Origin of the sequence: Paraburkholderia sp. RL17-347-BIC-D (assembly GCF_046027915.1) — a bacterium.
In the GTDB taxonomy this organism is placed as follows: domain Bacteria; phylum Pseudomonadota; class Gammaproteobacteria; order Burkholderiales; family Burkholderiaceae; genus Paraburkholderia.
Window position 1 is genome coordinate 1 of the sequence record NZ_JARESS010000215.1, and the last position, 724, is coordinate 724.

General features: G+C 55.8%; 1 protein-coding gene. It reads right to left on the reverse strand.

The features are described from left to right. Positions 1 to 669: MASE1 domain-containing protein (locus P0D96_RS48230; RefSeq protein WP_408321416.1), on the reverse strand; the 669-nt coding region annotated here is incomplete at its 3' end. Positions 670 to 724 lie beyond the last annotated feature (55 nt).

The window sequence follows — 724 nt, forward strand, 5'->3', positions numbered from 1 at the left end:
GAGGATGCCAAGAAGGACGGTCGAAAGCTCGGCGTGGAACGCAAGGAGGGCGAGCGGAGGCAGAGCCCAGTAAAGCACCGACTGGCTCGTCTGGACGAATATCAAGGCTGTGACGCATCCGACAAGCGCCAGTAACGCCAGCGACTTCATCCGATTCCCGGGTTCCAACAGGCTCTGCCATTCACCCGAGACGATATTCAAAGTCACGGGCGTGAATATCACAAAACCGAGCGACGCGGATATCACCCAGTTTGAAAAGGAAGAAAAAGGATGGGTGGTGAAGACACCCTGCAGGAGCAAAACAGCAGCCAATCCAGAAACTAGCGGAGCGAGAGCACCTGCTGCGAGCACAAATCGAAGAAACGTTCTCGGGTTTATCAGTTCCTTCGAAGAACTAACCCGCGGCAGAAGCCAGGCAGCCGTACACACTTCGACCATACCGCCCGCGGTGAAGGAAAGAGATACGTAGAGGCTTTCGCCGCCCATCAGGTTTGCTACAAGGTTCCCGATTACCCCGCCTATAAGGATGGATGGCTTGCTGCGGCGTGGAACCGCCATCAGGTGTCCGAGCAGGTAGCCGTCGGCTATCCAGACAGCGACGATTTCGCCGGCCATGGTTTTAAGCTGACCACTGAGAACAACGAGGCAAAAAGATGCAATCGTCGCCACGACCACGTGATAGAGGCGTCGGTCTGCTTCTCTCGAGCGCGTAGTTGTTTCTTGT